Annotated in this window: 23 protein-coding genes; 14 read left to right on the top strand and 9 right to left on the bottom strand. The window is 57.2% G+C overall.

The genetic code is table 11. The features are described from left to right. Window positions 1-4: 4 nt before the first annotated feature. From CU102_RS05610 to CU102_RS05595, 4 genes are all read right to left on the bottom strand, one after another. On the bottom strand, window positions 5-946 hold the full coding sequence (locus tag CU102_RS05610) for an alpha-E domain-containing protein (protein WP_106710057.1): 942 nt from the start codon (window positions 944-946) through the stop codon (window positions 5-7). Between the two features lie 68 nt (window positions 947-1,014). Further along, window positions 1,015-2,427 carry a circularly permuted type 2 ATP-grasp protein gene (locus CU102_RS05605; RefSeq protein ID WP_106710056.1) on the bottom strand — a complete coding sequence of 471 codons (1,413 nt, stop codon included), beginning with the start codon at window positions 2,425-2,427 and terminating at the stop codon, window positions 1,015-1,017. A gap of 222 nt (window positions 2,428-2,649) precedes the next feature. Beyond that, a complete protein-coding gene (locus CU102_RS05600) occupies window positions 2,650-3,204 on the bottom strand; it encodes a BA14K family protein (RefSeq protein ID WP_106710055.1) in 555 nt (184 codons plus the stop codon). 152 nt (window positions 3,205-3,356) lie between these two features. Beyond that, window positions 3,357-4,040 (bottom strand): HAD family hydrolase, encoded by a 684-nt coding sequence (locus CU102_RS05595; protein WP_106710054.1) that lies wholly within the window; start codon window positions 4,038-4,040, stop codon window positions 3,357-3,359. Window positions 4,041-4,226: 186 nt separating this feature from the next. Here CU102_RS05595 and rpiA point away from each other — a divergent pair, with 186 nt between their 5' ends. The 3 genes from rpiA to gor all read left to right on the top strand — a co-directional run bounded on the left by rpiA (window position 4,227) and on the right by gor (window position 7,007). Further along, entirely contained in the window at window positions 4,227-4,931 is a 705-nt protein-coding gene (rpiA, locus tag CU102_RS05590) for a ribose-5-phosphate isomerase RpiA (RefSeq protein WP_106710053.1), read from the top strand. A gap of 4 nt (window positions 4,932-4,935) precedes the next feature. After that, complete coding sequence (locus CU102_RS05585) at window positions 4,936-5,499, top strand: DUF2059 domain-containing protein (RefSeq protein WP_106710052.1); 564 nt, start codon at window positions 4,936-4,938, stop codon at window positions 5,497-5,499. 116 nt (window positions 5,500-5,615) lie between these two features. Next, on the top strand, window positions 5,616-7,007 hold the full coding sequence (gene gor / locus CU102_RS05580) for a glutathione-disulfide reductase (protein WP_106710051.1): 1,392 nt from the start codon (window positions 5,616-5,618) through the stop codon (window positions 7,005-7,007). Window positions 7,008-7,022: 15 nt separating this feature from the next. On the opposite strand, the gene CU102_RS05575 is transcribed toward gor, so the two are convergent. Continuing rightward, window positions 7,023-7,907 (bottom strand): alpha/beta hydrolase family protein, encoded by an 885-nt coding sequence (locus tag CU102_RS05575; protein ID WP_106710050.1) that lies wholly within the window; start codon window positions 7,905-7,907, stop codon window positions 7,023-7,025. 207 nt (window positions 7,908-8,114) lie between these two features. Here CU102_RS05575 and CU102_RS05570 point away from each other — a divergent pair, with 207 nt between their 5' ends. The 8 genes from CU102_RS05570 to gltX all read left to right on the top strand — a co-directional run bounded on the left by CU102_RS05570 (window position 8,115) and on the right by gltX (window position 17,624). After that, window positions 8,115-9,494 carry a class II 3-deoxy-7-phosphoheptulonate synthase gene (locus CU102_RS05570; RefSeq protein ID WP_106710049.1) on the top strand — a complete coding sequence of 460 codons (1,380 nt, stop codon included), beginning with the start codon at window positions 8,115-8,117 and terminating at the stop codon, window positions 9,492-9,494. A gap of 172 nt (window positions 9,495-9,666) precedes the next feature. Further along, entirely contained in the window at window positions 9,667-9,825 is a 159-nt protein-coding gene (locus CU102_RS29715) for a hypothetical protein (protein WP_166648318.1), read from the top strand. A gap of 99 nt (window positions 9,826-9,924) precedes the next feature. Then, complete coding sequence (gene nhaA / locus CU102_RS05565) at window positions 9,925-11,100, top strand: Na+/H+ antiporter NhaA (RefSeq protein WP_106710048.1); 1,176 nt, start codon at window positions 9,925-9,927, stop codon at window positions 11,098-11,100. Between the two features lie 63 nt (window positions 11,101-11,163). Then, window positions 11,164-11,583: a GFA family protein gene (locus tag CU102_RS05560; protein WP_106710311.1), complete on the top strand. Its 420-nt coding sequence runs from the start codon at window positions 11,164-11,166 to the stop codon at window positions 11,581-11,583. Between the two features lie 342 nt (window positions 11,584-11,925). Then, window positions 11,926-12,276 (top strand): diacylglycerol kinase, encoded by a 351-nt coding sequence (locus tag CU102_RS05550; protein WP_106710046.1) that lies wholly within the window; start codon window positions 11,926-11,928, stop codon window positions 12,274-12,276. A gap of 53 nt (window positions 12,277-12,329) precedes the next feature. Next, window positions 12,330-14,003 (top strand): NAD+ synthase, encoded by a 1,674-nt coding sequence (locus CU102_RS05545; protein ID WP_106710045.1) that lies wholly within the window; start codon window positions 12,330-12,332, stop codon window positions 14,001-14,003. A gap of 366 nt (window positions 14,004-14,369) precedes the next feature. Continuing rightward, the gene (locus CU102_RS05540) at window positions 14,370-16,184 is read left to right on the top strand and encodes an ABC transporter ATP-binding protein (RefSeq protein WP_106710310.1); all 1,815 of its coding nucleotides are present in this window, start codon (window positions 14,370-14,372) and stop codon (window positions 16,182-16,184) included. A 66-nt stretch (window positions 16,185-16,250) separates the two neighbouring features. Continuing rightward, entirely contained in the window at window positions 16,251-17,624 is a 1,374-nt protein-coding gene (gene gltX, locus CU102_RS05535) for a glutamate--tRNA ligase (protein WP_106710044.1), read from the top strand. Here gltX and CU102_RS05530 read toward each other — a convergent pair. Next, on the bottom strand, window positions 17,542-18,567 hold the full coding sequence (locus CU102_RS05530; RefSeq protein ID WP_166648317.1) for a DUF2865 domain-containing protein: 1,026 nt from the start codon (window positions 18,565-18,567) through the stop codon (window positions 17,542-17,544). The two genes, gltX and CU102_RS05530, sit on opposite strands and share 83 nt — an antisense overlap. Before the next feature lie 69 nt (window positions 18,568-18,636). Further along, on the bottom strand, window positions 18,637-20,934 hold the full coding sequence (locus CU102_RS05525; RefSeq protein WP_106710042.1) for an NADP-dependent malic enzyme: 2,298 nt from the start codon (window positions 20,932-20,934) through the stop codon (window positions 18,637-18,639). A 218-nt stretch (window positions 20,935-21,152) separates the two neighbouring features. On the opposite strand from CU102_RS05525, the gene CU102_RS05520 reads away from it, so the two are divergent. Together CU102_RS05520 and CU102_RS05515 are read left to right on the top strand one after the other, a co-directional pair. Next, on the top strand, window positions 21,153-21,974 hold the full coding sequence (locus CU102_RS05520) for a UDP-2,3-diacylglucosamine diphosphatase (protein WP_106710041.1): 822 nt from the start codon (window positions 21,153-21,155) through the stop codon (window positions 21,972-21,974). After that, window positions 21,964-23,046, top strand: a complete 1,083-nt coding sequence (locus CU102_RS05515; protein WP_106710040.1) for a glycosyltransferase family 4 protein — start codon at window positions 21,964-21,966, stop codon at window positions 23,044-23,046. Before CU102_RS05520 ends, CU102_RS05515 begins: the two co-directional genes overlap by 11 nt. Window positions 23,047-23,057: 11 nt before the next feature. Here the strand turns inward: CU102_RS05515 and CU102_RS05510 are convergent, their stop codons facing one another. Beyond that, window positions 23,058-23,831, bottom strand: a complete 774-nt coding sequence (locus CU102_RS05510) for an RDD family protein (protein WP_106710039.1) — start codon at window positions 23,829-23,831, stop codon at window positions 23,058-23,060. Between the two features lie 208 nt (window positions 23,832-24,039). Here CU102_RS05510 and CU102_RS05505 point away from each other — a divergent pair, with 208 nt between their 5' ends. Continuing rightward, window positions 24,040-25,245 (top strand): MFS transporter, encoded by a 1,206-nt coding sequence (locus CU102_RS05505; RefSeq protein ID WP_166648316.1) that lies wholly within the window; start codon window positions 24,040-24,042, stop codon window positions 25,243-25,245. Here CU102_RS05505 and dgcA read toward each other — a convergent pair. Beyond that, window positions 25,242-26,225, bottom strand: coding sequence for an N-acetyl-D-Glu racemase DgcA (gene dgcA / locus CU102_RS05500; RefSeq protein WP_106710037.1), 984 nt, complete (start codon window positions 26,223-26,225; stop codon window positions 25,242-25,244). The genes CU102_RS05505 and dgcA overlap by 4 nt on opposite strands. Between the last annotated feature and the right edge of the window lie 4 nt (window positions 26,226-26,229).

The following is a 26,229-nucleotide window of genomic DNA, read 5'->3' as shown; positions in this document are numbered from 1 at the left end:
ATCTTCAATCGAAGTTGTAGGCTTCAGCAATTTTGCTGCTTAAGCTGTTCGTTTGATAAATGAGATCACTCAAAAATTCGTGCAGCCCATTGTCAAAGATCGTCCGGATATCATTGTCCTCCAGGCGCGTCATTATGCTTTCCGACATGTCATGGCATTCGTGCCTCTTGCCATAGTCATTGGCAAGGTATTTCAGGTTATCGACAATGTTCGAATAGCAGAAATTGAGCGATCGTGGCATCCGCGAATTAAGGATGAGGTAATCTGCAATATTAACGGGGTTATACTCGACATCGTATACCCAGCGATAGGAGCGATGCGCCGAAACGGAACGAAGGATCGACTCCCACTGAAAATTGTCGAGGGTCGTGCCGACATAGGATATCGACGGCAGCAAGACGTAATATTTGACATCCAGGATGCGCGCAGTGTTATCCGCCCGCTCGATGAATGTGCCGATACGGGCAAAATTGAAGATCTCGTTGCGCAGCATCGTCCCGTGAAAGGCGCCACGAATGATCGCGGTTTCACGCTTGATCTGATCAAGAACACGGGGAAGATCAGTTTCGGGTATGGCCTGCGCCAAGGTGGATTTGAGGATCATCCACGTCTCGTTGACGCTCTCCCAAGCTTCACGGGTCAGCGCAGTGCGCACCATACGCGCATTCGAACGTGCCGTTTCAATGCAAGACATGACACTCGATGGATTGTCGAGATCACGCAGGAGAAAGTCGGAAACCAGACTGGCGTTATATTCGTTGTATTTGTTGTCATAGCCGATCTTGACACCGGCGCTCATCAAAACCGAGGACCATTCTTCCGGCGCATCAGATGTTTTCGTCAGGGCCATGCGCAAACCGGCATCGATCAGGCGGGCCATATTCTCTGCCCGCTCTATGTAGCGGAACATCCAGTAGAGACCATTTGCGGTACGACCAAGAAGCATTTTTCGGTGTTATCCCTCTTTATTTCTGGAACCGTCTTGAGCGGTTCTCATTCCCCTCGGGCGCCCGGCTAATCGTCGAGTACCCACGTGTCCTTCGTGCCTCCTCCCTGACTGGAATTAACGACCAGTGAGCCTTCCTTCAATGCGACGCGCGTCAACCCACCGGGCGTAATGCGGATGCGATCAGAAACAAGGACGAAGGGCCGTAGATCGACATGGCGCGGGGCCAGACCCTTTTCCGTCATGATCGGCGTTGTCGACAACGCCAGTGTCGGCTGCGCGATGTAGTTCTTGGGATTGGCTCTCAGCTTGAGCGCAAAAGCCTCGCATTCCTTTTTTGATGCGGCCGGACCAACCAACATGCCGTAGCCGCCAGAACCATGAACTTCCTTGACAACGAGGTCGGCAAGATTCTCAAGGACGTATTTGAGCGTATCGGGTTCCGAACAGCGATGGGTCGGCACGTTCTCCAAGATCGCCTTCCGTCCGGTATAAAACTCAACGATCTCAGGCATATAAGAATAGAGCGCCTTGTCGTCGGCAATACCGGTCCCCGGTGCGTTGGCTATGGTGATGTTGCCAGAGCGATAAACGTCCATGATCCCCGCTACACCCAGTGCTGAATCGCGGCGGAAGGTGAGGGGATCAAGGAATGAGTCGTCGACTCGACGGTAGAGCACATCGATGGCACGGTTGCCCTCGGTGGTCCGCATGACCACCTTGCCATTTTCGATTTTAAGGTCGCTGCCTTCGACGAGTTCGACGCCCATCTGGTCGGCGAGAAACGCATGCTCGAAATAGGCGGAGTTATAAATGCCGGGCGTCAACACTGCGATCGTGGGAGTGCCTTTGCATCCGGGCGGCGCTACCGCTGCAAGCGATTGCCGCAACAGCTTCGGATATGTCTCGACGGGGCGAACCTTGATCTGCTGGAAGAGTTCCGGAAACAGCTGCATCATCGTCTCGCGATTTTCCAGCATGTAGGAAACACCGGACGGTGTACGCGCATTGTCCTCGAGGACATAGAACTGGTTTTCTTCAGTTCTCACGATATCAACGCCGATGATGTGCGTATAGACATTGCCAGGTGGGCGAAAACCGACCATTTCCGGCAGATAGGCATCATTGTGGGTGAAAAGCTCCCGCGGAATACGGCCAGCGCGGATAATTTCCTGCCGATGATAAATATCGTCGAGAAAGGCATTGAGAGCCATGACACGCTGCTCGATGCCTTGCGACAGACGGCGCCATTCGTTGCCTGTGATGATGCGGGGAATGATATCAAAGGGAATAAGGCGCTCTGCAGCTTCTTCATCGCCGTAAACTGCGAAGGTGATGCCGGTCTTTCGGAAGACATTTTCTGCATCGAGCGCCTTCTGCGCCAACCGCTCCGGGTTCTGGGTATCAAGCCAGCACTTTAGCTGTCCATATGGCGGGCGCACCTGACCGCCGCTTTCGATCATCTCGTCAAATGGCTTCACTCAAAACCCCCTTCACACAAGTGTCATTCAAGCGGGTTCAGGAAAAAAAGCAAGCCCATTCCATTGTTTAAGGAGGTGCGGCGCGCTCCGGCTCAAAAATTAGGCAGTCAAAGCGCTATTGAGGCAAATGCAGAGCAATTTCCGTCTATTCTATGTGCGCTCTGTTTAATGAAAACCCGGAGGCACGGCCTCCGGGTTTAATGAATCATGTGTTGCGCCCTATCAATAATAGGGTGAAATGCACTGTCGGCGGGGTCCGCCATAGGGCTGGTACGTGTTGTCATATGCTCTATAGGACCGGTAACGATTGAAGCACCACTCTGCATGCGAGCTGCCGGTGCGGTAGACAGGAGCAGGCTGGCTGATCGCGTTTCCGATGATCAACCCAGTGCCAAACGCTGCAAGCGGGAACCATGCGTCGTTGTAATACCGATATCCAGGACGATAGTAGCGATATCCGCGATGGCCATTGTACCAATAACGGTCGCCGCGATATCCATTGTAATAGCGGTCACCGCGGTATCCGCGATCACCACGCCATCCGCGATCACCACGCCATCCGCGATCGCCTCGCCATTCACGATTGCCTCGCCATTCACGATTGCCATAGCGGGGGAAGCGTCGGATTACGCGAGCGTCCTCGTCGACCTTTTGAATGTTGCTTGACGTTTCGATGGACGGCGGCACCAATGGCGCCGCATTACCCGGAACCGTTCCGGTGGAAACCACACCTACCGACATCGCTAAAGCAGTCAGTACAGAAGTGATCTTTCTCATATTTCCTCCTGAAATCCGAGGTTTGGCCTCGTATTCAATGTAAGAGAAAAACAAACATCAAATGATAAGCCAAAATGGCGTGTCATCCAGTCGGCAGAGTAACGTGCGAATATCGAAATTGTTCCAGCTCACCTTTGCGTTACTTCGCGCCATCAAGCACTGACGGCACCTATCAAATCGTCGGCAAGTTCGACCTTCAACTCACGATAGTGTGAAATGACACGGCTCGGATCGTAAGTTGCTACCGGGAGGTCTGAATAACCGAAATCGACGGCTACAACGGGAATTCCCGCGGCTTTCGCCGTCGCAATATCGGTGCTGCTATCCCCGATCATGACGGCACGTTCAGGGTCGCCGCCGGCTTTCCTGATTGTCTCAATCAAATGGCGGGGGTCTGGTTTGCGGAATGAGAATGTGTCCGAGCCGCAGATCGCGCTGAACCGTGCCGATTGTCCGAGACCTGTGAGCAGATTGACAGAAAGCCCTTCGAATTTGTTCGTGCAGACAGCGAGGAGATAGCCGGCCCTTACAAGATCATCCATCGCCTGTTCGGCTCCCTCGTAGAGTGCCGAATGCCCGGGCATGTTGGCGCTGTAGTGCTCGATGAAGATGTCAACGAGCCAATCGAGTTGTTCCGGGCTCAGGAGTTTTTGTTGCGCCTCGAACGCCCGTTCGATCATGACGCGGCCGCCCTGGCCCACGTAGCGGCGCAGCGTGACCGGATCCACCTTTTGCATTCCTGATTTGTCCAGGCAGTGGTTGAGACTATCAAGCAGGTCGGGCGCCGTATCCACCAAAGTTCCATCAAGATCAAAAACAACGATTGGTTGAGACATTTGTTTTCCTGTGACATCCGGGGTCATGGCGGAATTTCGCCGGTTTTATGTGTAACCTGCCTGTTCTCAATGTCAGGCGGGCATTAAATCAAGCAACGAGCCTTGACCCGATTGCCTAACGTGTTAGGGAGCCCAGTGTCACGTCAAAGCCATGTCGAGTCAAAGCTACAAGAGGGCGCACCACCGATGGATGCCAGATCATTGAAAATCAAGGCTGCTGCTGAAGCGTTGACCTACGTCAAAGACGGCATGCGTCTCGGTATCGGAACGGGCTCGACAGCGGAAGAGTTTGTGCGGCTTCTTGCGACTAAGGTCGCGTCAGGATTGAAGGTCGTTGGTGTACCAACATCCGAGCGCACGGCAGCGCTTTGCCGGGAGCTGGGTGTCAAGCTGACCACGCTCGAAGAAACCCCTGCGCTTGATCTGACGATTGATGGCGCCGATGAGATTGATCCGCAGCTTGCGCTGATCAAGGGCGGCGGTGGTGCCTTGCTGCGCGAAAAGATTGTCGCGGCGGCTTCAGCCAAGATGGTTGTCATTGCCGATGAATCGAAGCTCGTGAGCACGCTGGGTGCTTTCCCGTTGCCGATCGAGGTCAATCGCTTTGGTCGTGCGGCAACGCAGCTGGCAATCGAACGAGCTGCATCAAATCTTCATCTTTCGGGACCTGTCACATTAAGGATGACGGGGACTGATGCTTTTGTTACAGACGGCGGGCATTTGATCCTGGATGCATCTTTTGGCCGCATTCCGGATACAAGAGCTTTGTCAGACGCTTTGCACGCCATTCCCGGCGTGGTGGAGCACGGAATCTTTCTGGGACTGGCGCGTGTGGCCATTCTGGCCGGTGCAGACGGTATCCGGACACTAACAACGAAAACGGAGCGATAAATCCATGAACCGAGCAACTGGCTTCCGCCGCTTGATTGCACCCCTGTCTGTCGCAATCATGCTGGGCGGCCTTTATTCTGCGCAAGCGCAGGAGATTACCCCGTCACATCTCGCAGCTGCCCGTGCTGCCGTTTCCGCCATCAAGACGACAGATCAGTTCGACTCGATCCTGCCAGCCGCTGCACAGCAGTTGAAAGCGGAATTGATCCAGAAAGATCCAAATCTGGAAGCGATTATCAGTGCGGCAGTCGACGAGCAGGCCCTTGCCCTTGCGTCGCGGCGCGGTGACCTGGAAAATGAGGCTGCCCGCGCCTACGCCGTCTCCTTCACTGAAGAAGAACTGAATGCCATCACCGGCTTCTACACATCGCCTGCGGGCAAGAAGCTGTTGTCCGAAGGCCCGATCGTTACCCGCGAAGTAATGAAGGCGGCGGGCATCTGGCAGCGAGGCATTGCTCGCGATCTTGCCCAGGCGGTCGCCGAAAAGGTCGTTGCAGCGGCAGCAGCAACATCGCCGGCCACACCAGCGCCGGCCGCGCCCGAGGCTCCGGCCACTCCGAAGCCCTGATCCTGTTTCAATGGACCACTTTGCAAAGCCCGGCTCAACGCTGGGCTTTGTTCTTTTAAAGAGCCGCGATACAACCCATATGCAATGACTGTTGATCAGAATCGGAGTCCTTCCCCATGACAACCTATGATTACGACCTTTTCGTCATCGGAGGCGGATCGGGCGGTGTTCGCGCAGGCCGCCTTGCTGGCGCCATGGGCAAAAAAGTTGCGCTCGCAGAAGAATACCGCATGGGCGGTACGTGCGTGATCCGGGGCTGCGTCCCCAAGAAACTCTTCGTGTACGCATCACAGTTTCCGGAGCATTTCGAAGCATCAGCCGGATATGGCTGGAGCGTCGGTGAGACCAAATTCGACTGGCCGACGCTGATCGCCAACAAGGATCGAGAGATTGCACGGTTGGAAGGGCTCTACCGCAGCGGCCTCGATAATTCGAATGTCGAGATTATCGACAGCAGAGCGATCCTGATCGACGACCACACGATCGAAATCCTCAAGACGGGCAAACGGGTCACGGCAGGTCAGATTCTGATCGCCACCGGCGGTCACCCAAATCCGCACGTGGCGTTGCCGGGCCATGAACTGTGCATCAGTTCGAACGAAGCATTTCACCTGAAAGAGCTGCCGAAAGCCATTGTGATTGAAGGCGGCGGCTACATAGCCGTGGAATTTGCCAATATTTTCCATGGTCTCGGCGTCGAAACGACGCTCGTCTACCGCGGCAAGGAGATCCTCTCACGCTTCGACCACGATTTGCGGCAATTGCTACATGCGTCGATGGTGGAGAAGGGCATTCGCGTTCGCTGCGTTGAGGTGATCAAGGAAGTGAAACGGCAGGATAGCGGGCGGCTCGCCATTCAACTGTCGTCAGGCGGCGAGCTGGTCGCCGACCAGGTCATGCTCGCCATCGGCCGGGTGCCCAATACGAAGTCACTCGGGCTTGAAGAGGCGCGCGTCGAGGTCGACGAAATCGGTGCCATCAAGGTGGACGAATATTCGCGCACGAGCAAAGCCAATATCTGGGCTGTCGGGGACGTGACCAACCGCGTCCAGTTGACGCCCGTTGCCATTCATGAGGCCATGTGCTTCCTCGAAACGGCCTTTAAGAATAATCCGACCAAGCCGGACCACCGGCAGATTCCAACGGCCGTTTTCTCGCAGCCGGAAATTGGCACTGTCGGGCTAAACGAGGAGGACGCAGCCAAGGAATTCAAGGAGCTCGAAATCTATCGCGCCCTGTTCCGGCCCATGCGCAACACTCTTTCTGGCGCCAAGGACAAGATGCTGACGAAACTGATCGTCGATTCCGCCAGCAGAAGAGTCGTCGGCGCGCATATTCTTGGTCCCGATGCGGGCGAAATGGCGCAACTTCTGGGCATTCCGATTAAGGCCGGTTGCACAAAGGATGATTTCGACCGGACCATGGCCGTGCATCCGACTGCGTCGGAAGAGCTTGTGACCATGTACAAGCCGAATTACCGCATCGTGAATGGCGAGCGGATCGATTGATCAAGGCCGTTTAGCTCAGGCGACCTGTGCCTCCTGGCGCAAAGTCGCACCTTCCGGCACCTGTCCGTGCAAGAGCCAGTCAATGATGTCGGGCCACAACGTTGTTTCATGCTGCTTGCGGAAGAAGCCGAGATGGCCGACCGGGCCCTGCGCGCTCTGATCCGGCGATAGCCATAATTCGCGGATCGCGGCGTTGGTGTAATGGATGAGCAGGGTATCCACTGCCTTTCGTGTGCCCCAGACATCGTCAGCAATTCCCACCGAAAGGATCGGCGTGCGCACCGACTTGAAATATTGCGCTTCGGGAACTTTCGGGTCCGCAAACAGGAAATTCGGGTTGCGGCACCAGCGTGCCCAGTCGCGGAACACGCTGCCGGGGAGGGCTTCGCCCAATCCGCCCCATTTCGGCAGCTTGCCAAGAGGAATCGTGAGTGGAACACCAAGCAGGTTCATCTTGGCAAAGACGGCGAGGGGTTCTGCCGTGTTGCGATAGTAACCCGAAAGCGAGGCGAGCATCGTATAGCGGTCGAAGTCGCCGGAGCGATTGCTGAGGCCGAGCGCTACCCCGCCAAAGGAATGCCCTATGCCGACGAGTGATTGCGTGCCCGCCACATGTTTCAGCGTATCCACCGCGGCGGGCAAATCCAGCGTGCCCCAATCCTTCATATTGAGGCGGGTTTTCCAACCCTTCGGTTGAACCGACTTCGCGACGCCGCGGTAATCATAGGTGAGCACCTTCGATGCGCCGAGTTGGATCAGTCGGTCGGCGAAATGGCGATAGAATCTCCCGGGTACGGCCGCTGCCGGTGACATGAGGACCGCGGGGCCATCACCTTTGCCTTCGAACAGCGTGCCGTGCAGGGGAAAGCCGTCTGAAGCTTCGAAAACCAGATTGCGCATTGGACGCTCCAATTTTGACTTTAACGTCAACGTAATTCAAATCGGCGATCCCGGCAACGACCAATCCGTTCTGGCGCAACATGGAGTATTCCGACGGTTTTGATGCTGGTATAACTGTCCCAATTGGACTATATGAGCGCCTTCCGGCGTGACCGGATAATCCCGAACAATCGCTACCGATATGGAAAGCAAATAACAGGTGCAATAATGAGCAAGAACTGGACACCGACTTCCTGGAGAGGCAAACCCGTCAAGCAGATGCCTTACTATCCGGACGCTCAGGCTCTGAGCGATGTCGAGGCCCGTCTTCGTACTTATCCGCCACTTGTATTTGCAGGTGAGGCACGCAAGCTCAAGAAGCAGCTCGCAGCGGTCTCCAAAGGCGAGGGCTTCTTGCTTCAGGGCGGTGACTGCGCCGAGAGCTTTGCTGAGCACGGCGCCGACAATATCCGCGACTTCTTCCGCGTATTCCTGCAGATGGCCGTGGTGCTGACCTTCGGCGCGTCGCAGCCTGTCGTCAAGATCGGCCGCATCGCCGGCCAGTTCGCCAAGCCGCGTTCCGCCGATACGGAAACGAAGAACGGCGTCGAGCTGCCGGTCTATCGCGGCGACATCATCAACGGTACGGAGTTCACCGCTGAGGCACGCGTTCCCGATCCGGCTCGTCAGGAAATGGCCTACCGCCAGTCCGCGGCTACGCTGAACCTTTTGCGCGCGTTCGCACAGGGCGGCTACGCCAATCTGGAGAACGTAAATCAGTGGATGCTCGGTTTCGTTGCCGATAGCCCGCAAGGCGAGCGCTATGGTTCGCTGGCCCGCCGCATCTCGGACACGATGGACTTCATGCGTGCCGTCGGCATTACGTCTGAAACCAATGCGCAATTGCGGGAGACGGATTTCTACACCAGCCACGAAGCGCTTTTGCTTGGCTATGAAGAAGCCCTGACCCGCGTCGATTCCACCTCGGGCGACTGGTACGGCACGTCCGGTCACATGATCTGGATTGGTGACCGTACGCGCCAAGCCGATCATGCTCACATCGAATATTGCCGTGGCATCAAGAATCCGCTTGGCCTCAAGTGCGGCCCGACACTGGAAGCCGACGACCTCATCCGCCTGATTGACCTGCTCAATCCGGCGAACGAGCCGGGACGTCTGACGCTGATCAATCGGTTCGGCCATGACAAGGTTGGCGATCATCTGCCGAGGCTGATCCGTTCGGTGCAGAAGGAAGGGCGTAACGTGGTCTGGTCCTGTGACCCGATGCATGGCAACACGATCACTGCCAACGGCTACAAGACGCGGCCATTCGATCGCATCCTGAAGGAAGTTGAAAGTTTCTTCGCTGTCCATCATGCCGAAGGAACCTATCCGGGTGGCATCCATATCGAAATGACTGGCAACAATGTCACGGAATGCACCGGAGGTGCGCGGGCGATTTCGGCAGAGGACCTCTCCGATCGCTATCACACCCATTGCGATCCGCGCCTCAATGCCGATCAGGCGCTGGAGCTGGCATTCCTTGTTGCCGAGCTTCTCAAGAAGGAGCGCGACGGCCATCCGCAGAAGCTGGCTGTCAACGCCTGACCGACAGGCTGTTCAATCAATACTTCAAAGGGCGGCCTATCGGGCCGCCCTTTGTCATTGTACCGCAAAAGGCGCGGAAAGGGCCCTGCCTGCGTTACTGCATCCGGTCAAGTTCGGTCAGGGTGAGTGGACCGGTGTCATCGGCGTATTGGAAGGCACGTTCTCAAAGCCGATGCCGACAGCCGATGGCAAGACCATAGCCCCTACCGGCAAGCCCTTCAAATTGACCATGGCTACGCTTGGCCATTGGACGCCCGCGGGTGTGATGGATGAAGAATTTCTCTTTTGGGATAATCTTGCCTTCATAAAGCAGATCGGGCTTGCGCAATAGTGCACATGCGCCAAGCCCTCACGGCTGGGCGGGAATACAAGCTCGTGGAATGATACCGTTTGGGCTGGAGTTTTGCCTTTCAGGATTCTATCAAGGCGCATGGACACAAAACCCTCGCGCCGAATCCGCCTGACTGCATCGTTTCGTTCGTTCATGGAGAATGAAGCCTCAGGCGGCATCATTCTGATGGTTGTTGCCGCGTTGGCGCTGATCATTGCCAATTCGCCTCTAAGCGATGACTATTTCGGCGTCCTGAAAACGTATGTCGGTGGCCTCAGTATCCTGCATTGGATCAACGACGCCCTGATGGCTGTGTTTTTCCTGTTGGTTGGCCTGGAAATCAAGCGGGAGATGATCAGCGGTCAGTTGTCGAGCTGGTCGCGCCGCGCCTTGCCCGGATTTGCCGCCGTTGGCGGCATGGTGGTCCCGGCATTGATCTTCCTTGCCTTCAATGAAGGGGAAACAATCCGCGGATGGGCAATCCCGTCCGCCACGGATATTGCCTTCTCCCTTGGCGTACTGTCGCTGCTTGGATCACGCGTTCCGCTCTCCCTGAAAGTATTACTGACTGCACTCGCCATCATCGATGATCTCGGTGCCGTCATTATCATTGCGCTGTTCTACTCCGAGGGGTTGAACGTCCCAGCTCTAGCAGGCGTGGCCGTCGTTTTCGGCATTCTGGTCGCAATCAACTGGCTCGGTATGGTGCGGCTGTGGGCGTATCTCGCGCTCGGGGTCATCCTGTGGATACTGGTCTTCAAGTCAGGCGTTCATGCAACCATTGCCGGCGTCCTGCTCGCGTTGACGATCCCGATGCGCGGCGAGAAGGGGCAGGCGGATTCGCCGCTGCTCGAACTTGAGCATGCGATCCAGCCTTGGGTCGGGTTTCTTATCGTGCCGATCTTCGGTTTCGCTAATGCCGGCGTGTCGTTCAGCGGTGTGTCGCTGTCCAATCTTGCTGATCCGGTTCCCCTTGGTGTCGCGGCCGGCCTGTTCATCGGCAAGCAGTTGGGTGTCTTTTCATTCGCCTGGCTTGCGATCAAGATGCGTCTTTCAGAACGTCCGGTAGGTGCGAGCTGGCTGCAGATCTACGCCGTAGCGATCCTATGCGGGATCGGCTTTACCATGAGCCTGTTCATCGGCTTGCTCGCCTATGCCAACTCGCCCTTGTTGCAGGATGAAACCAAGCTTGGTGTCCTGCTCGGCTCGCTATTGTCTGCTGTCGTCGGCGCCGCCCTGCTTCGTATGTCGCTGTCTCGTCCGGCAAAGGCGTGAATGCGAAAGAGGCCGTCGGCGACGTCGCCTAGATTTGTCTCGGGTAGGATGGAGGCCGTGATCGTGAACGAGTTGCACCGGGGTTCGTGTCTGTGCGGAAGTGTCCGATTCGAAACGAGGGGCGCGCTGCGCGGCGTTGTCTTTTGCCACTGTTCCCAGTGCCGCAAACAGTCGGGCCATTTCTATGCTGCAACGAATGTCCAGGACGATTCGATAGACATATCAGGCGAAGAGCATGTTAGCTGGTATGAGGCGAGTGATTTCGCCAAGCGCGGTTTCTGCAAGCATTGCGGATCGGTGCTGTTCTGGAAGCACCACAAGCTCGACTATGTTTCCGTCATGGCTGGGGCATTTGACCAGCCATCCGGATTACATGGCGAGAGCCACATCTTCGTGGGCGACAAGGGCGACTATTACGAGATAGACGATGGGCTGCCGCAATATGAAAAGAGCGGTGGTAGTGTCGTCGTGGCCGGGGACTAGAGCAAAATTTGTTTATTCAGAGCCAGCTCTGTTTCACGGATGGCGAGACAATCCACGCGGAAGGTGGCGAGGCCGATGTGGTTCATAGGACGAAGCCGCCTGACAAAGTGGTTGGCCGCCAGCCGGAAACCCGAAGGGCCGGTTGCATTTGCTCCAAATCCTTCGGGCTTTGACTTCGTCCGATGGTTAAACATCGGCTTCGACAACCCCCTCGACCTTGTCCACGAATTCCTCTCCGGCAGAACGACTCTGAACAGACAAAACTTGCTCTAATCGTTCAAACTATTGACGCGCGCCAATCTGGACTTAAAGCTGCCCTCACGGAAATCATAGGGGCGGGGTATGCAACGGCTGGTACTGGCATTCATCAATTCCATGCGGGCGCTGAGACACTTGGCGAAGCATGAAAAAGCAGTCCAACAGGAACTCATCCTTTTCTTGCTTTCGATCCCCTTGGCGGCTGTCGTTGCGCCAACCGTCCTATCGTTCCTCCTGCTAACTGGTTCGGTATTGTTTCTCATCATGATCGAGGTGCTCAATACAGGTATCGAGGCCGCTTGCGATGCGGTATCGCTGGACTTTCATCGCGAAATCCAGATCGCCAAGGATTGTGGATCACTGGCGGTTCTGATCTCCATCATCCTGGTCGCAACGGTCTGGTTCTACACGGTCTGGACCGTGGTTTTTTCGTGATGCATGTTACGCTGCGCATTGTCTATCAAACAACGAAATGCTAAATACTCAACATGAGCAAAAATCCCGACATCCTTCGTATCGCCATCGCTCAGCTCAATCCGGTGCTGGGTGATATCAAAGGCAATCTGGCGAAAGCACGCGAAGCACGCGCTGATGCTGCGCGACAAGGCGCCGATCTGATCCTTTATACGGAGCTTTTCATTTCGGGCTACCCGCCCGAAGATCTGGTGTTGAAACGTGCTTTTATCGAAGCTTGCGAGAAAGCTGTTCAGGATTTTGCTTTGGACACAGCCGACGGCGGTCCGGGCGTCATCATGGGTACACCGCTAAAGCGTGAGACGGGACTGCACAATTCGGTCATGGTGCTTGATGGCGGCAAGGTGATTGCCGAGCGCTTCAAGGTCGATCTACCAAATTATGGCGAGTTTGACGAAAAGCGCGTCTTTCAGCCTGGTCCCATGCCCGGCCCGGTCAATTTCCGTGGCGTGCGTATCGGTATTCCAATCTGCGAGGATATCTGGGGCGATCACGACGTCTGCGAAACGCTGGCTGAAAGCGGCGCGGAAATCTTTTGCGTGCCAAATGGCTCGCCTTACTACCGTGGCAAGGTCGATGTCCGCTACCAGGTGGCGCTGCGCCAGGTCATAGAGACGGGACTGCCGCTTGTTTTTGCCAATCAGCTCGGCGGACAGGATGATTTGATCTTCGACGGCGCTTCCTTTGCCTTCAATGTTGACAAGAATCTCGCGTTCCAGATGTCGCAGTTTGAAGAGCAACTGATCGTCACCACATGGCGGCGCGGACCCAACGGCTGGGTCTGCAGCGAAGGCCCGATGTCGAGGATTCCCGAGGGCGAGGAAGCGAATTATCGCGCCTGCATGCTGGGTCTGCGCGATTACGTCAACAAGAATGGGTTCAAGGATGTCGTGCTCGGCCTTTCCGGCGGCATCGACTCGGCGATCTGTGCGGCGCTTGCGGTAGATGCACTGGGCGAAGAACGCCTGCGTGCAGTCATGATGCCCTATACGTATACGTCGAAGGACTCGCTGAAGGACGCCGAGGACTGCGCCCGCATGCTTGGCTGCCGCTACGATATCGTGCCGATCTTCGAGCCAGTTCAGGGATTCCTCAAGGCGCTTGGTCCGACATTCGAGGGCACCAAGGAAGGTATCACTGAAGAAAACCTGCAGAGCCGCGCGCGCGGCACGATCCTCATGGCGATTTCGAACAAGTTCGGTTCCATGGTCGTGACAACCGGCAACAAGTCGGAAATGTCGGTCGGCTACGCCACGCTCTACGGCGACATGAACGGCGGCTATAATCCCATCAAGGACCTCTACAAGATGCAGGTCTATGCCATGTCCGAATGGCGCAACGGCAATGTACCCGCCGGTGGCCTCGGTCCCTCGGGCGAGGTGATCCCTGTAAACATCATCACGAAAGCTCCCTCGGCCGAGCTGCGCGAAAATCAGACCGACCAGGATTCTCTACCGCCCTATCCGGTACTCGACGACATCCTCGAATGTCTTGTCGAGCATGAGATGGGTGTCGATGAAATTGTCGAGCGCGGTCACGACCGCACGACCGTAGAACGTATCGAGCACTTGCTCTACATCGCCGAATACAAGCGCCGGCAGTCCGCGCCGGGTGTGAAGGTGACGAAGAAGAATTTCGGCCGTGATCGCCGCTATCCGATCACGAACCGGTTTCGCGATCGAGGCTGAGACAACGTACTGTTGCAATCTGGCCGCACCAATATTTGAAAAGCGCCTGCTCAAAAACAGCCGCTTGGCGTCTGCGAACGATTCACTTATAAGCGCAAGTCCGGCAATGAAGACCGGGAGGTTTTCGAATGGCAGCTTTCACCATGTCCCCACGGGGCGGCGCTCGTTCCTGACACGTGATGACGAAGAGCCCATTGGCTCTTTGATTACCTTCACAAGTCAAGGTAACTCATCGCCGACATTGGCCTTTCCTGTTTTCAGGCGAGTCGCCAAATCAACCATGCCGTACTGATACCAAGCTTTTTCACGGCACTCTTGTCTGAAATTCCCATTGAGGCCGGTGTGATTTTGGCGCCGGACATCATCATGACTATTTTTCGATTCGACCTGCGCGGTGGTGCATTCCGCAGCGTTCTTGGATTCACTTGGAAACACTGGCAAAAACAGCCGGTGCGTCTGGCCGTCATTCTTGTTGCAGTGTTGCTCTCGACACTGGCAGACGTGATGACGCCGCTCTATTCGGGCCGCTTGGTTGACGCGGTCGTCAATGGCCATCCGACTGAGGCTGTCGTCTGGAATGCGGCGATTGCTGCTTTCTCGACGCTGCTCGGACTATCGCTGGGTACGATCATCCTGCGGCACATAGAGTTCCTGGCCGTGGTCAAACTGACATTGATCATGATGTCGGACATTGCCTCGGGCGCATTTTACCGGATTCAGCGGTTCTCGACCGACTGGCATGCCAACAGCTTTGCCGGCTCGACGGTGCGCAAGGTGACCCGAGGCATGTGGGCGCTCGACCTGTTGAACGACACGTTGTTGTTGGCACTGTTCCCGTCCATTGTCATGCTGGTCGGATCGACTGCGCTGATGGCCTGGTATTGGCCGCTGATGGGTGTGATCATCGGCATTGGATCGCTGACCTTTGTTACGGTCACCGTGATGATGTCGCTCGGCTACGTCGCACCGATGGCAAGTCTTGCGAATCGTTGGGATACCAAGCTTGGCGGCGCGCTCGCCGATGCCGTCAGCTGCAACATGGTGGTCAAGGGTTTCGGAGCGGAAAGCCGGGAAGATGCACGCCTTGCCAAGGTCCTGATGAAATGGCAGGACCGGACGGCCCGCACGTGGGTTCGCGGCACGCGCAACGGCACGACTCAAGGGGCGATGCTGCTCGTGCTCAGGGCGGCGGTGATCGGCTTTGCGTTGATCCTGTGGTCGAAGGGACAGGCGAGTGCAGGTGATATCACCTTCGTGCTCACTTCCTTCTTCATTCTGCAGGGCTATTTGCGGGAAGTCGGAATGCACATCCGCAATTTGCAGAGGTCGGTCAATGACATGGAGGAACTGGTTGACATCCAGGGCCAGCCGCTAGGCATTGAAGACCAGCCGGGCGCAAAGCCGATCCGGATCACCAATGGCAAGATCGAGTTCGACAATGTGACCTTCCTCTATGGTGCACATCGTCTGCCACTCTACGATCGTTTCTCGGTGACGATCCGGGCGGGCGAGCGCGTGGGGTTGGTGGGGCATTCGGGCTCGGGCAAGACGACCTTCGTCAAGCTGATCCAGCGTCTGCATGACCTGAAGGCCGGCCAGATTCTGATCGATGGTCAGGATATCGCCAGCGTCCGGCAGGCGTCCCTGCGCCAGCAGATTGCCATCGTGCAGCAGGAGCCAATCCTGTTCCACCGGTCCTTGGCGGAAAACATCGCCTATGGTCGACCGGGTGCGACGCAAGAGGAGATCGAGGAGGCGGCCAAGCAGGCCAGCGCGCACGACTTCATTTCGGCATTGCCGAAGGGCTACGGCACGCTGGTCGGTGAGCGCGGTGTCAAGCTATCCGGTGGTGAACGCCAAAGGGTGGCCATTGCCAGAGCCTTTCTGGCGGATGCACCCATCCTTATTCTGGACGAGGCAACATCCAGCCTTGATTCAGAATCGGAAGTGCTGATCCAGCAGGCAATGGAACGGCTGATGCTGGGGCGGACGACGCTGGTGATTGCTCACCGCCTGTCCACGGTGCGCGCCCTCGACCGGCTGCTGGTCTTCGACCATGGCCGCATCGCCGAGGAGGGCAACCACGAGGCCCTGATCAGGCTCAATGGCGGCATCTACCGGAGCCTGTTCGAGCGCCAGGCACTCGAACTGACCAAGGGGCTCGTCCTCAACGACGACTAAGAATATGGGCCGCGTGCGAGCGCGGCCCATATTGCCAATTGTAGCTGCATCCGATATGCCGCAAGCATGACCATCATCGTCCGTTTTGCACCGTCTCCGACCGGCTATATCCATATTGGCAACACGCGAATTGCCTTGTTCAACTGGCTGTTTGCGCTGAAGAACAACGGGCAATTCATCCTGCGTTTCGACGATACTGATACAGCCCGATCCAAGGCCGAATATGCCGAAGCGACGATTGCGGATCTCGAATGGCTGGGCATCGATCCCGTGCGGATTGAGCATCAGTCGAAGCGGATTCCAATCTATGACGCCGCAGCTGAAACGCTGAAGGCGGCGGGTGTCCTTTATCCTTGCTACGAAACGGCCGAGGAACTGGAGCGCAAGCGCAAGTTGCGCCTTGCTCGCCGCCTCCCGCCCATCTACGGCCGCGACGCGCTGAAGCTGACCGATGCCGATCGAGCCAAGCTGGAAGCGGAGGGCCGGCGCCCCCATTGGCGTTTCCTCCTGCCGAACTTCAAGGAAGACCCGTTTTCGGTGGCCAGAACTGAAGTTCATTGGGACGATCTCGTGCACGGCAGGGAAACGGTCGATCTCGCCTCTCTGTCCGATCCGGTGCTGGTGCGTGAAGACGGCACCTATCTCTACACGTTCACATCGGTTGTCGACGACATCGACATGGGGATCACCCATATCATCCGCGGCAACGACCACATCACCAATAGTGGCGTCCAGATTTCGATCATCGAGGCTCTTGGTGCAAAGGTTCCCGAGCTCGGCCATATCAACCTTCTGACAACTGCGTCAGGCGAAGGAATTTCCAAGCGCACCGGCGCACTCTCGATCGGCAGTCTTCGCCGTGATGGCTATGAGCCGATGGCCGTTGCCAGCCTTGCAGTGTTGATTGGGACCTCGGAGAGCGTGGTCGCGGTGCCCGACATGGGCTCGCTCGCTGAAATCTTCGACCCGGCCGCAACGTCGAAATCCGCCTCGAAATTCGATCCTGCCGATCTCGATGCGCTCAATCGCGCCCTTATCCACGCGATGCCCTATGCTCAGGCAAGGGACCGCCTTGCAGCTCTTGGTATCGAGGGTGACCGTACCGAAGAACTCTGGCTCGCGGTACGCGGCAATCTTTCACGCGTTTCGGATGCCGTGATCTGGTGGAATATCGTCAAAAATGGTCCGGCGTCAGACGAACAGCTTGTCGAAGAGGACCGCGATTTCGTGCGCGCCGCCTTCGATCTGCTCCCCCCAGAGCCTTGGAGTCGCGATACCTGGAAACAGTGGACCGACGCCGTGAAAGCCGAGAGCGGACGCAAGGGCAAGCCGCTCTTCATGCCGTTGCGCATCGCCCTTACTGGGCTGACTTCTGGTCCGGAGCTTGCGGACTTGTTGCCCCTGCTTGGTCGGGAAGGAACGTTGGCCCGACAACCCTGACCTTGCGGTTGGGATCGAGCGGCTTGTCTTCGGTCAGGGGTTTGGGCTTCTCTATTTTTGCCGTCGCCGGCTCGCCCAGCTGAATGATTGAAGATGGCTTTGCAACGGGCTCAACAACAGCCGTGGACGTCTCCGATTTGGTGTCGATCGGTTTGGCCGGCTCTGCCTTCGCTTCTACAGGCTTGGGTTGGGGCGGTTGGGGGGCAGGAGCGGGCTTGACTGGTTCCACCGCCACTTTCCTTGGGTTTCCCAACGTTTGGAAATTGCCGGCAGTCTTCTGGCAGGTGCACTGCGGTGTCGCCGTGGCGCCAACAGCCCTGAATTTGAAAGCGTTCGGCATATTCTTGTAGACGTCACCCCGGAGCGAAATCATCGTTTCAGGGTTCGGTGTGTCAGTGGGTTGATAGTAGAGCTTCGCGCCGGGGCATTGGGCTTGGCACTGCGTCTGATCGCGCGCGAAATTCTCGGCGCCAGTTTCATAGGAGATCGGGAAATAGTAGCCATCGCATGCGCGGACACAAAGTGTCTGGTAGCGGCCGCCATAGAACGGCGCGGTGCTCATTTCGGGCTCGATCGACTCGGGCTCGCTTCCCAATATCTCATAGGGCTGCGGTTGTGCTGCCTCGCGCTGCGGCTCTTCATGCAGGGGGTAGTCGCGCTGTGGCTGTTCATAAAGTGGCACGTCGTATTGGGGCGCCTCACTTTGCGGCTGATCCGTCACCGGGCAATTATTGGCGTCAAGTGCCGCCTCAACCCGGTCGCGACGCAGCGCGAATTCAGGATCTTCGGGGTCAGCATGGCTGTTGAGCGTGTCGAGCCGCTCCTGCATGCGCGCACAAATATCTGAATTGGAAAACGACAGCTGCGTGGTCGCCATCATGGCGCCGATGGCCACGAGAGTGATTTGCAATTTCCGGTACATGCCGCCGCCTCGGTTTGTCATGCGTATCCAGGAACAATGAATATGCATGAAACATCCACAATCATGCGGCAGCAATGAGACAGTCGGACGTCAATCAACGCGCTGTGAAGCCTCCACCACTGCCAGTGCTGTCATGTTGACGATGCCGCGCGATGTTACCGACGGCGTCAGGATATGGGCGGGCTTGGCAGCACCGAGCAGGATCGGACCAACGTGCAAGGCGTCAGTAACCGACTTGACGACATTGAGCGTGATATTCGCAGCGTCGAGATTTGGGAATACCAGCAGATTGGCCTCGCCGCTCAGGTGCGAATGGGGCAGCACGCGGTCGCGCAGCACCTGCGAAAGCGCCGAATCGCCGTGCATTTCACCATCCTGATCAAGCTCAGGCGCCTTCGTGCGCAGAATTTCGGATGCAGTGCGCATTTTCGTAGCACTTTCGGAATCGCGAGAGCCAAAATTGGAATGCGACAGCAACGCCGCCTTCGGCTCGATACCGAAACGGCGGATCTCATTGGCGGCAAGAACCGTCTTTTCGGCGATTTCCTCCGCCGTAGGATCGATGTTGACATAGGTGTCCGTCAGGAACAGCACGCCACGCTGCGAAATCAGCAGGCTCAATGCCGAGAAATTGCGAATGCCCTGTGCCTTCCCGATAATCTGGTCGACATTGCGCAAGTGCCGCTCGAAACGCCCCTCCAGCCCGCAGATCATGGCATCGGCTTCGCCGCGCATGATGGCCAGCGCTGCAATGACAGTACCGCTGGCGCGAACCATGGTACGAGCGACCTCCGGTGTTGTGCCGCGCCGTCCAGTCAGGCTGACCAAGAGGTCGACGTAGTCACGGTAACGCGGATCGTCCTCCGGGTTGATGATATCGAAATCCTTGCCGATCTTGATCTTCAGGCCATAGCGCTGCAGGCGTGACTCGATGACCTGCGGTCGCCCGATCAGTGTAGGGATGGCTATGCCTTCTTCCAGAACCACCTGGGCAGCGCGCAGCACACGCTCATCTTCACCGTCCGAATAGATGACGCGCTTCTTCTCGGCGGATTTTGCCGCCGTGAAGATCGGCTTCATGATCAGACCGGAACGGAAAACGAAACGATTCAGCCGGTCGAGATAAGCGTCGAAGTCCTCGATTGGACGCCCGGCGACGCCGGTTTCCATCGCAGCCTTTGCGACTGCCGGCGCAATGCGCAGGATGAGGCGCGGATCGAAGGGCGAGGGGATGAGATAGTTCGGCCCGAACGTCGGCGTTTCGCCGGAGTAAGCCCGCGCGGCGACGTCGGATGGCTCCTCGCGGGCAAGCGCCGCAATCGCCTTGACTGCCGCCATCTTCATTTCCTCATTGATCGCCCGCGCACCGCAATCGAGCGCGCCGCGGAAGATGTAGGGGAAGCAGAGAACATTGTTGACCTGGTTGGGGAAATCCGACCGGCCGGTGCATATCATCGCATCGGCTCGGGCCGCGCGTGCGTCTTCCGGCATGATTTCCGGATTGGGATTGGCAAGGGCCATGATCAGCGGGTTGGGAGCCATCTGCTTCAGAAGCTCCGGCTTCAACACGCCGGCCGCGGACAAACCAAGGAAAACGTCAGCATCGCCAATAACGTCGGCCAGCACACGCGCATCGGTCTTCTGCGCATAGACCGATTTCCAGCGGTCCATCAGCGTGTTGCGGCCTTCATAGACGACTCCGTCGAGGTCGCAGACCCAGATGTTTTTCCGATCGGCGCCAAGCTTGACCAGCAGATTGAGGCAGGCGAGGGCGGCTGCACCGGCACCGGATGCGACGATCTTTACCTTGGACAGGTCTTTGCCGGCGAGTTCCATCCCGTTGAGTATGGCAGCGGCCACGATGATGGCCGTACCATGCTGATCGTCGTGGAAAACCGGGATATTCATCTTGGCGCGGAGTTGCTCCTCGACCTCGAAACATTCGGGCGCCTTGATGTCTTCAAGATTGATGCCGCCGAATGTCGGTTCGAGGGCAGCGACAACATCGACAATCCTGTTGATTTCGTTGGCATCGATCTCGATGTCGAACACGTCAATATTCGCGAACTTCTTGAACAGGACGGCCTTCCCCTCCATCACCGGCTTGGAAGCGAGCGGACCAATGTTGCCAAGGCCAAGGACAGCAGTGCCGTTGGAGACGACAGCAACAAGGTTGGCGCGGCTCGTGTAATCTGCCGCGGTTGCCGGGTCCCGGTGAATCGCAAGGCATGGCGCGGCAACCCCGGGGGAGTACGCAAGCGCGAGGTCACGCTGATTGCCCAGCGTCTTCGTCGCCTGGATTTCCAGCTTACCCGGCTGAGGAAAGCGGTGATAAAACAGCGCGCTTTCGTCAAGGTCAGAGCTGCTGGGTACGTTGTCCTTGGCCATGGAACAGGTCCTCCGGGGAATTTGGTCTGGCGGTCACATTCAAATGCTGTAGCACGCTTAAACAGCAGTCCGAGGCATAAATGAAGTCTATTTTGTTACAAGTGTTTATCTTCGAAGAACCCCCACATTTCGGTACCGTCATATGATTGTGACATGAATCGGGTTTCTGTCAGCGCAACCGGACGCCGTTGCGTCAGCGCTGAACGGAGATCAGCCCCATGGTCGAGAACGAGACCCGTAAGTTTCGCACGCTTTTCCTGTCCGACGTTCATCTCGGCTCGAAAGGCGCGAAGGCGAGTTTTCTTCTGGATTTCCTGAAGTATCACGATGCGGACACGATCTACCTCGTCGGCGATATCGTTGATGGCTGGCGCTTGCGCCGCAGCTGGCATTGGCCGCAGGAACACAACGATATCGTGCAGAAGCTGCTGCGCAAGAGCCGCAAGGGCGCCCGCATCCTCTATATAGCTGGCAACCATGACGAATTCCTGCGCGATTTCCAGGGAACGCATTTCGGCGGTATCGAGGTGATGGACCGCACAATGCACGAAACGGCGGACGGCAGGAAGTTCCTCGTCATCCATGGTGACCAGTTCGATGTCGTGGTGCGCAATGCCCGCCATATCGCCTATCTCGGCGACTGGGCCTATGACGCAGCGCTCGCCATCAACACGATCATGAACAAGGTGCGGCGCATGCTCGGCTTGCGCTACTGGTCGTTCTCTGCTTGGGCGAAATTTCGCGTCAAGAAAGCCGTGAATTTCATCGGCTCGTTCCAGACGGTCGTCTCGGACGAAGCGCGACGCATCGGCGCCGACGGGGTGATTTGCGGTCACATTCATCACGCAACGATCGAGCACATCGACGGTATCGAATATATCAATACCGGTGACTGGGTCGAAAGCTGCACGGCCATTGTCGAGCATTTTGACGGCCGGATGGAACTCCTGTCCTGGACGCACCTGATCGGCGAGCAGGCCGGCTTCGCACCTGTTGTTCAACTGGACGCCAAGCGTCCAAAGGCGGCGAATGCCGCCTGAGCGAAACGCCCAGCCAAAACGGCTCGTCATAGTTTCGGACGCCTGGCACCCCCAGGTGAACGGTGTCGTGCGAACCCTGACGAAGCTGCGCGAGCAGATGGAGGCACGCGGCTTCGAGGTGACTATCATATCGCCCGCCGACTATCGCTCCACACCTTGCCCCACCTATCCTGAAATCCGTCTGGCACTAACCCATCCGCTGGCGGTCAAGGCGCGGATCGAAGAACTTCAACCGGCATTCGTCCATATCGCTACCGAAGGCCCGCTTGGCATCATGGCGCGTCGCGCCTGCCTGAAGAACAATTGGCGCTTCACCACCAGCTTCCACACACGCTTTCCCGAATATCTGCGCGAACGCCTGCCGGTGCCGCTTTCGTGGACCTACAGCTTCCTGCGACGCTTCCATAATGCAGCGGAAAGCTGCCTCGTCCCGACGCAATCCATCCATGACGAACTGGTTGCGCGCGGCTTCAGGACCTTGAAGGTGTGGACGCGCGGCGTCGATCGCAAGCTCTTCCGTCCCCAGCCCGAGGTCGATCTTGGCCTGCCCAAACCGGTTTTTCTGTGCGTCGGTAGGGTAGCGCCGGAAAAGAACCTTGAAGCGTTCCTGTCGCTTGATCTGCCTGGCACGAAACTCGTCGTCGGCGACGGTCCGGACCTCGATGAACTGAAGCGCAAATATCCGGGTGTGGTCTTTGCCGGTAAGAAGGAAGGCGAGGATCTCGCCCGCTTCTATGCCGGGTCTGACGTCTTTGTCTTCCCAAGCCGCACCGACACATTCGGGTTGGTGCTGCTGGAAGCCATCGCCTGTGGTCTTCCGGTTGCGGGGTATCCTGTACCCGGGCCAAAAGACGTCATCGGTGCATCGGGAGCGGGCGTGCTCTCCGACGATTTGCAGGAAGCGGCATTAGGCGCGCTGGAGATGGGGCGTGTCGACCCGGAGATCAGGCTTCAAGGCTTCAGCTGGGAGGCCTGCGCCGACATTTTCGAGAGTGTGCTCACGACGATTGTTGGTTCTCGGGAACTTGCCGCGAGCCGAGTGAAATCGAAGCAGGCTGCGTCCGCTCGATAGGGACTCCACACCTACACGCTCACAACTGCCGTTCCGACCAATCTGTCGTAAATCGGATCCTGCTTTTTAGACACCGATACGATAATCCAGATCAGCCAGACCATTCCTATGAGCCAGGTCAATATCATGGCCGCGACGACCCCGCTTGTGAGGTAGGGGGCAACAGTGAGATATGAAAGCAGAAGCAAGGCAGGGGTCGCACCTATCCACATAGCAAGCTGGCGAAAAAATGCCTTCTTTAAGGGAATGCCCGTCTGAGCAGGGTCGTCGGTGTCAATAGTCCGAATGCCAAGCATTTGCTTGCCGAACGTGCGGCCAAAGCGATATTCCATGACAACCAGATAAGCGAGCAAGAGGAGTAGTGCGATCCAATCAGTTGTGAAAGCCTGGTTTGGCTGACCGTCAGTTCCGAGTGTGTAATCTGTGGAGATACTTGTCGTCACCGAACCGTCTTCAGTAACCTTTGCTACGCTAAGCGTCCGCGCAGTGTCAAAAAAACCGATGAATGATATCCGGCATTCGGCAGCTGAGTTAAACCCGGCAGGCGGTGCGGGTTCAAGGTTCGCGGGTATTTCCCCAAGAGCCACACAATACGTGGTGGTGAAGCCGAAAGAGCCCTGCACTGTGCCATTGGTCTGGGCGAAAAGCACAGCAACTAGAACTTGCAAGGGAATCAAAACGATAGTGGCATCAATCAAGAATGCCAGTACACGCCTCCAGAAACCGGCGCGATTAACTGCATCCCAGAAACGCACATGCGCCGCAACGTCCGCGCCGTCCACCATGGCGAATTCCCCAATCTGATTTATCCCCGCGACACTCTTATGAGCTTCGTCTGATAAATCAACGGGACGGAGGGGGTATCACTGTGTCTTGCATCAAAATTTTACCAGCATTTGTAGGCGCTTGGCGAAATTCATGATAGTTGCGGAATTCAGGCAATGCACGGTTGCGATTCTGCCTGAACCATTCCGACCCTCCGAAAGTCCTTCAATGATAGCCGCCGCCTCAGCGGACACCTACCAGGAGAAGCCGCCTCGTTTCGAGCTGCGGGTCGCGCTGGCCTATTTCGCGATTTTCACGTCGAGCGGTTTGCATCTGCCGTATTTCCCGCTCTGGCTGGAATATCGCGCGCTGACGCCCACGCAGATTGCCATTGTCCTGTCCATGCCGCTGTTCGTTCGTGTCATTGCAGCGCCGCTTGTGTCCATGCTCGCCGATCGCTCGAATGACCGGGCGCATATCTTAAGCATTGCCACTGTCCTGGCCGCCATCGTGGCGGCCTTCTATTTCGTGCCGTTCGGCTTTGCCGGCATTCTTGTTGTTTCGTTGCTGCTTGCTCCGCCGTGGACGTCACAGGTACCGCTCGCCGATACGATCGCTTTGTCGGGTGTACGCCGATACGGTGCAGATTTCGCCAAGATGCGAGTCTGGGGATCGATTTCGTTTCTGCTGACGTCTTTCGTTGGCGGAATATTCATCCAACAGGTGGGTGAACACATCATCCCGTGGGCACTTCTCGGCCTGCTCGTTGCAGCATGCGCTGTGAGCTTCATCGTACCGCGTATCGGCAAGCCGCGCCGGCTCTCGCCGCTTTCAAACGTGGATATGGCCGATGCGGGCAGGGCGCTGCGCCGGCCCGCATTCGTGACCTTCCTGATTGCGACTGGCATCACCCAGGCCAGCCATGCCTATGGTTACAGTTTCTCAGCAATCTATTGGAAGTCTATCGGCATCGAGGAAACCATGATCGGCGCGCTGTGGTCGATCTCGGTTGTTGCGGAAGTAATCATGTTTACCAGCTTTCGTCGAGTTTTTGGTCGGCTTCATCCGGCCAGGGTCTTGATGATCGGTTCTGCTGTCGCAATGTTCCGATGGATGGCGTTTCCGCTCATCGCGCCGGCCGGTCTTGGTGTGGCTGGATTCCTGCTGATTCAGAGCCTGCACGCTTTTTCATTCGCGCTCTCGTTTTTGGGCATGCAGAAGATGATTGCGCTCACCATACCGGAAGAACGCGGCGGCACGGCACAGGGCCTGTCGACCTTTTTCATCGGCACATCGCTGGCCATTGTCACGATGGTCTCAGGTCCGCTCTACAGTGCGACAGGGATCTACGGGTTCTATGCGATGGTGGCTCTCGCCGCATGCGGCCTGGTGTTTGCGAATGTAGCGCTAAAGCTCGAACAGCGAGAGATTTAACCCCACAGTGCGGGTTCGGGCGGTGATATGCGGCTGCCCTGGAAGATCAGGCCGGGCCTGCGATCTTCCTTCAGGATCAAGGGGCCATCGAGGTCGACAAAATCCGCATCCTGGGCAACCAGTATTGCCGGAGCCATCGCCAGCGATGTTCCAACCATGCAGCCAACCATGATCCCGAAACCGAGCTCGCGTGCGCGCTTCTGCATGCGCAGCGCTTCGGTCAGGCCGCCGGTCTTGTCCAGCTTGATATTGATGCTGTCATAGCGGCCAAGCAACGTGTGAAGATCGTCGGTGCCATGGGCGCTCTCATCGGCGCAGATTGGTACCGGGTGGGGGATTCTGGAGAGGATCGCATCCTTTCCGGCGGGCAAAGGTTGCTCGATCAGCACGACTCCAGCCTTGGCGGCAGCCAGCACGTTCTCGACGATGTTGTCGTCCGTCCAGCCTTCGTTGGCATCGAGAATGATGCGGCTTGTCCGTGCAGCTTGTGCGACGGCCTGAATGCGTTCAGCGTCGTTTTCGCCGCCAACCTTCACCTTGATCAAGGGCCGATCGGCAAAGGCCATGGCAGAGGCCGCCATGGCCTGAACCTCGCCGAACGAAATTGTCACCGCTGTCGTGAGATCGCGCAGTGAAGGCAGGCCGGCGATTTGCCTTGCGGACGTGCCCGTTCGCTTCGCCTCAAAATCCCACAGAGCACAATCAATGGCATTGCGCGCCGCGCCGGTCCCGATCAGACGTGGCAAATCCTCTCTGCTGACACCGTTGATCAAGTCATCCCGGAGGCTTTCGATTTCCGCGCAAACCGAATCGAGACTTTCACCGTAGCGGGTGTAGGGCACGCATTCGCCGCGTCCCACATGGCCGTTGTCGCTCAATGTGCATACGACGACAGCGGCCTCGGTTTTGGAGCCGCGGGAGATCGTGAAGGTTCCCGCGATGGGCCACCGCTCGACCGTCAGCTCCAAGTGAATCGCCATGATC

This window comes from Phyllobacterium brassicacearum (assembly GCF_003010955.1).
GTDB lineage: Bacteria > Pseudomonadota > Alphaproteobacteria > Rhizobiales > Rhizobiaceae > Phyllobacterium > Phyllobacterium brassicacearum.
The sequence above is the reverse complement of the archived record's forward strand: the minus strand, read 5'-3'. Positions and strand labels throughout refer to the sequence as shown.

Bases quoted from the DNA above. Each gene is read 5' to 3' on its own strand.
- CU102_RS05545 (WP_106710045.1), top strand. From the start codon at position 12,330: ATGAGCAAAAATCCCGACATCCTTCGTATCGCCATCGCTCAGCTCAAT.
- nhaA (WP_106710048.1), top strand. From the start codon at position 9,925: ATGGACACAAAACCCTCGCGCCGAATCCGCCTGACTGCATCGTTTCGT.
- CU102_RS05525 (WP_106710042.1), bottom strand. From the start codon at position 20,934: ATGGCCAAGGACAACGTACCCAGCAGCTCTGACCTTGACGAAAGCGCG.
- CU102_RS05520 (WP_106710041.1), top strand. From the start codon at position 21,153: ATGGTCGAGAACGAGACCCGTAAGTTTCGCACGCTTTTCCTGTCCGAC.
- CU102_RS05540 (WP_106710310.1), top strand. From the start codon at position 14,370: ATGACTATTTTTCGATTCGACCTGCGCGGTGGTGCATTCCGCAGCGTT.
- CU102_RS05530 (WP_166648317.1), bottom strand. From the start codon at position 18,567: ATGACAAACCGAGGCGGCGGCATGTACCGGAAATTGCAAATCACTCTC.
- gor (WP_106710051.1), top strand. From the start codon at position 5,616: ATGACAACCTATGATTACGACCTTTTCGTCATCGGAGGCGGATCGGGC.
- CU102_RS05575 (WP_106710050.1), bottom strand. From the start codon at position 7,907: ATGCGCAATCTGGTTTTCGAAGCTTCAGACGGCTTTCCCCTGCACGGC.
- gltX (WP_106710044.1), top strand. From the start codon at position 16,251: ATGACCATCATCGTCCGTTTTGCACCGTCTCCGACCGGCTATATCCAT.
- dgcA (WP_106710037.1), bottom strand. From the start codon at position 26,225: ATGGCGATTCACTTGGAGCTGACGGTCGAGCGGTGGCCCATCGCGGGA.
- CU102_RS05570 (WP_106710049.1), top strand. From the start codon at position 8,115: ATGAGCAAGAACTGGACACCGACTTCCTGGAGAGGCAAACCCGTCAAG.
- CU102_RS05550 (WP_106710046.1), top strand. From the start codon at position 11,926: ATGCAACGGCTGGTACTGGCATTCATCAATTCCATGCGGGCGCTGAGA.
- CU102_RS05610 (WP_106710057.1), bottom strand. From the start codon at position 946: ATGCTTCTTGGTCGTACCGCAAATGGTCTCTACTGGATGTTCCGCTAC.
- CU102_RS05510 (WP_106710039.1), bottom strand. From the start codon at position 23,831: ATGGTGGACGGCGCGGACGTTGCGGCGCATGTGCGTTTCTGGGATGCA.
- CU102_RS05505 (WP_166648316.1), top strand. From the start codon at position 24,040: ATGATAGCCGCCGCCTCAGCGGACACCTACCAGGAGAAGCCGCCTCGT.
- CU102_RS05595 (WP_106710054.1), bottom strand. From the start codon at position 4,040: ATGTCTCAACCAATCGTTGTTTTTGATCTTGATGGAACTTTGGTGGAT.
- CU102_RS29715 (WP_166648318.1), top strand. From the start codon at position 9,667: ATGCCGACAGCCGATGGCAAGACCATAGCCCCTACCGGCAAGCCCTTC.
- CU102_RS05600 (WP_106710055.1), bottom strand. From the start codon at position 3,204: ATGAGAAAGATCACTTCTGTACTGACTGCTTTAGCGATGTCGGTAGGT.
- CU102_RS05515 (WP_106710040.1), top strand. From the start codon at position 21,964: ATGCCGCCTGAGCGAAACGCCCAGCCAAAACGGCTCGTCATAGTTTCG.
- CU102_RS05585 (WP_106710052.1), top strand. From the start codon at position 4,936: ATGAACCGAGCAACTGGCTTCCGCCGCTTGATTGCACCCCTGTCTGTC.
- rpiA (WP_106710053.1), top strand. From the start codon at position 4,227: ATGGATGCCAGATCATTGAAAATCAAGGCTGCTGCTGAAGCGTTGACC.